Annotated in this window: 4 protein-coding genes; 3 read left to right on the top strand and 1 reads right to left on the bottom strand. The window is 70.7% G+C overall.

Going from position 1 to position 4,271, the window contains the following annotated elements; genetic code table 11:
- Positions 1-45 precede the first annotated feature (45 nt).
- From FJ251_14050 to FJ251_14060, 3 genes are read left to right on the top strand one after another with little or no spacing between them, the layout of a single operon-like run.
- On the top strand, positions 46-897 hold the full coding sequence (locus FJ251_14050; GenBank protein MBM4118827.1) for a hypothetical protein: 852 nt from the start codon (positions 46-48) through the stop codon (positions 895-897).
- 45 nt (positions 898-942) lie between these two features.
- A complete protein-coding gene (locus FJ251_14055; protein MBM4118828.1) occupies positions 943-2,172 on the top strand; it encodes a glycosyltransferase family 1 protein in 1,230 nt (409 codons plus the stop codon).
- Complete coding sequence (locus tag FJ251_14060) at positions 2,169-3,377, top strand: glycosyltransferase family 4 protein (GenBank protein MBM4118829.1); 1,209 nt, start codon at positions 2,169-2,171, stop codon at positions 3,375-3,377. The genes FJ251_14055 and FJ251_14060 overlap by 4 nt, the downstream gene beginning before the upstream one ends.
- Positions 3,378-3,386: 9 nt before the next feature.
- Here FJ251_14060 and FJ251_14065 read toward each other — a convergent pair.
- Positions 3,387-4,271: T9SS type A sorting domain-containing protein (locus FJ251_14065; GenBank protein ID MBM4118830.1), on the bottom strand; the 885-nt coding region annotated here is incomplete at its 5' end.

The following is a 4,271-nucleotide window of genomic DNA, read 5'->3' on the forward strand; positions in this document are numbered from 1 at the left end:
GGGGCCTCGCCGTTTACGAGCGCTTGATTCAGGGTGGCTAGGCGGATGCAGCAGATCCCGCAGATCGGGGACCGCAGTCCCCTCGTGGCCTTCTTCCGCAACGACGACGTCAACGAGCTGACGCCCGAGCTCGTCGCCGTGAGCGAGATCTTCTTCGCCGCGGGGATTCCGATCATCCACGCCGTCGAGCCGGGCAACGTCACCGACGCCTGCGTGGACTGGCTGCTCGAGAAGAAGCAGCAGCACGGCCGCCTGCTCGAGATCATGCAGCACGGCTACAACCACACCAAGCACCAGAGCGGCGAGTTCGGCGGCACGCGCGGCTACCAGGAGCAGTACGACGACCTGCGCCGCGGGCGCGAGATCATGGAGCGCCGCTTCGGCGAGCACTGGTACTCTGCGGTGAACTTCCCCTACGGTCCCTACAACCAGGCGACGATCCGCGCGGTGGACGACCTCGGCTACTCGGTCTTCAACGGTCACTACAATCCGCGGCTCTCGCGCCGGCTCTTCTACGTGCTCGGTCGCATGCTCAACAAGGGGCAGCTCTTCGATCGCCACATCAGCCACCACCTGGAGATCTACCCCGGCACGCACACCTTCACGATCGACATGGCGATCTCCTACATCGAGCACTACCGCGGCAACTATGGCAGCACCGACTGCGAATGGCACTCGCTCGCCGAGCTGATGCAGCGCTACGAGGCGACGAAGCGGCACATCAACGTCATCGGTTGGCTGCTGCACCACCGCTATCACTGCAGCCCGGAGAGCCTGAAGCTCGTGCAGGACAGCATCGACGCCATGCGCCGTCGCGACCCCGCAATCGAGTTCTGGAACTTCGAAGAGATCCACGCCGCCTTCGGGCCCCAGGGGGCGCAGCGCCAGGCGGGCTAGGTCCCGCCCCGCCGCGCGCGGGCCGCTAGGAGCCGCGAGGCCGCCGTGAGCCGGACAGCGCAACCCTCTCGCTTCGACCTGCTCTGCTTCGGCGAGGACTGGTACAAGTCCAGCTACACGAGCACGCGGCAGATCGTGCTGCGCCTGGCCGTTGGCCGGCGCCTGCTCTGGGTGAATCCCCTGCCCGTGCGCGCGCCCTCCCTGGCCGGGCGCGACGAGCGCCACGCCGCCCTGCGCAAGATCCAGCACAAGCTGCGCACGCACCTGCGGCCCCTCGCTCGGCCGCGGCCGGGAGTCTGGGTGCTGAGCCCGCTCTACTTGCCCGTGTTCCTGGACGCCCGCGGCGATCGCCTGAACGGCGCGCTGCTCACGGCGCAGGTCTGGCTGGCGCTTCGCCTGCTGGGGTTGCGCCGACCGCTGATCTGGGCCTCGTCCACCTATCACGCGCTCTTCGTCGCGCGGCGCCTTGCCCACCGCGGCTTCTTCTACCGCTTCGCCGACAAGAACAGCGCCTTCACGGACCTGCCGCCCGAGCGGGCGGCCCGGGCGCGCGCGCTCTACGAGACCTACGACCGGCGGCTCTGCGCCGAGGCGGACCGCGTCTACTGCGCCTCGCGGGCGATCGCCGAGGACCTGCGCGCGCGCTGTGGCGAGAGCGAGCGGATCGTCTACCAGCCGCACGGGGTGGACTTCGCGCACTTCAGCGCCGCGGGGACTGGCGCGCTCCCCTTGCCCGAGGCGCTGCGCGGGCTGCCGCATCCGGTGGTCGGCTACTTCGGCAGCCTCACCAACCACAACGACAAGGGCATCCTGCGGCGCCTCGCCGAGCGGCACCCCGACTGGAGCCTCGTGCTGATCGGCCGCGTGATCGGCGACTACAGCGAACTGGCGGACCTGCCCAACTTCCGCCTCACCGGCGCCGTGCCCTACGCCGAGCTGCCGGCCTGGGCGCAGGCCTTCGACGTCGCCATCATGAACTGGATAGAGACCGAGTGGATCGCGAGCAGCTTCCCGGTCAAGGTGCAGGAGTACCTGGCGCTCGGCCTGCCCGTGGTCTCCGTGCGCATCCGCGAGGTGGCCGAGCAGTTCGGCGATCTCGTGCGCATCGCCGAGGGGCCCGATGACTTCGTCCGCCTCGTCGAGGAGGAGCTGAGGACCGATACGCCGGCCAAGCGGGCGGCGCGCCGCGAGCGCGTGCGGGATCGCGACTGGTCGCAGATCGCCGCGGCCGTGCTCGCGGACGCCGAGGCGATCCACCGCGGGAAGTCGGCATGAGCGCGCCGCGCCTGCTCTACGTCCTCGACCGCTTTCCCACGGACACGCTCAACTTCGTCTACAACGAGATGCGTGCGCTCGAGGCGGCGGGCTGCGGGGTCGAGATCGTGTCACTCTTGCCGCCCGGCCCCTGCCCCGCCGAAGCGCGAGACTACTTGGCGCGCACGCAGGTGCTGCGCCCGATCCCGCCCGGGCGGCTGCTTCGCGCCTGGCTCCACTACGCGCTCCGCCGGCCGCGCGCGCTGGCCGGGCTCTTCGGCACGGTCCTCGAAGACGCCGGTCCCGGGAAGGCTCTGCACAATCTCGCCCACCTGGCCGTGGGCGTCGTCTTCGCCTACAGCGTGCGCGAGCGGCCGGCGCACATCCACGCGCACTTCGCCTACAAGGCCGCGCTGGCCGGGCTCTGCGCGAAGCGCCTGAACGGTAGCGGCTTCAGCTTCACGGCCCACGGCAGCGACACGGTGATGCCAGAGAAGCGCCACAGCCTGAAGAGCAAGCTGCGCGGCGCGGACTTCGCCATCGCGATCTCGGAGTACAACCGGCGGACCCTGCTCGCGCTCTGCCCCGAGCTGCCCGCGGGGCAGGTGCGCCTCCAGCGCACGGGCATCCGGCTCGCGGAGTTCCCCTTCCAGCCGCGGCCCGCGCGGCGCGAAGGCCCGGCGCGGCTGGTCTGCGTGGCCTCGCTCTACCCGGTCAAGAACCACGAGGGCCTGCTCGGCGCCTGCGCGCTGCTCGCGGCGCGCGGCCAGGCCTTTCGCCTCGATCTCGTCGGCAAGGACGAAGGCGGCCGCCGCGCCCAGCTCGAGGCGCAGGCGCGCCGGCTCGGCGTCCTCGAGGCCGTTCGCTTCCACGGCAGCGTGGACCACGGCGAGGTGGCGCGCTTCCTGGCCGAGGCGGACCTCTTCGTGCTCGCCAGCCACAGCGAGGGCATCCCGGTCTCGATGATGGAGGCGATGGCCGTCGGCCTGCCGGTCGTCGGGCCGCGGGTGACGGGTCTGCCCGAGCTGGTCGAGGACGGGGTGAGCGGTCTGCTCGCCGATCCCGCGCGGCCGGACGCCTTCGCCGCCGCCATCGCGCGCTTGCTCGACGATCCCGCAGCGGCCGCGGCCATGGCCCGCCGCGCGCGGGCGCGCATCGAAGCCGACTACGACATGGACAGAAACGCGCAGGCGCTCGCGCAGTGGCTGCGCGAGCGCCTGGCGTGAAGCGCGCGCCTACTTGAGCAGCAGCAGCTTGCCGCTCGCACTCCCCGTCGGCCCATTCACCCGCACCAGGTAGAGGCCGCTGCCCAGGGCCGTGCCCGCGTCGTCGCGGCCATCCCAGCGCAGCTCGCGGCGGCCGGCAAGCTGCCACTCGTCGGCGAGCGTGCGCTGCAGCCGACCCTGCGCATCGTAGATCGCCACCTGCCAGCGGCCAGCCGCGGGCAGCTCGTAGCTGATCAGCGTGCTCGGGTTGAAGGGGTTCGGCGTGTTGCCGAGGAGGCGCAGGGCGACCGGCGCGACGGGCGGCTCCTCGACCGGTGTCAGGTCGTTGATGACGAAGAGCGAATCGCTGAGGCTGGTCGAGTAGTCCAGCTCGGTGTTGTTGGTGTCGCGCACGCGGTCCTGCGTGAAGGTGAGCGCGCTCGCCCCTGCAGCCAGGCCGCGGAACTCGAGCAGGGCCAGCTCGCCGCCACCCGTCACCGTTCCGTTCAGGAAGGCCAGCGAGAAGTGCGCCTCCGTGGCGCCGGTCTCCGTGTAGTCGTGGAAATAGCTCTGCAGTCCGGAGCCGGTCACCCAGCTCCCCGCGTGGATAGCCTGCAGCGCGGCCACGCTCTCATCGAAATCGATCGTGACATCGACACCCTTCACCGGAACCTGGCTGGGCGCGATCATCACCCGCAGCGAGCAGACCTCGCCGACGTTCATCTCGCAGTCGGCGGGGTCGAGTCTGAGCAGGCCCTTGAGCGCATTGAGGCGCGCGGTGCGCGCTTGCCAGATGCGGCGGCTCGTCTGCTCCTGCAGGAAGACCGTGGCGTTCAGACGCGAGCCCACCCAGAAGCTCTCGGGCGAGATGTGCTGGGTGAAGGTCTGCACCCCGGGCGCCGGGTCGACCGGGAT

The organism is bacterium, assembly GCA_016873475.1.
GTDB lineage: Bacteria > Krumholzibacteriota > Krumholzibacteriia > JACNKJ01 > JACNKJ01 > VGXI01.

Bases quoted from the DNA above. Each gene is read 5' to 3' on its own strand.
- FJ251_14060 (MBM4118829.1), top strand. From the start codon at position 2,169: ATGAGCGCGCCGCGCCTGCTCTACGTCCTCGACCGCTTTCCCACGGAC.
- FJ251_14050 (MBM4118827.1), top strand. From the start codon at position 46: ATGCAGCAGATCCCGCAGATCGGGGACCGCAGTCCCCTCGTGGCCTTC.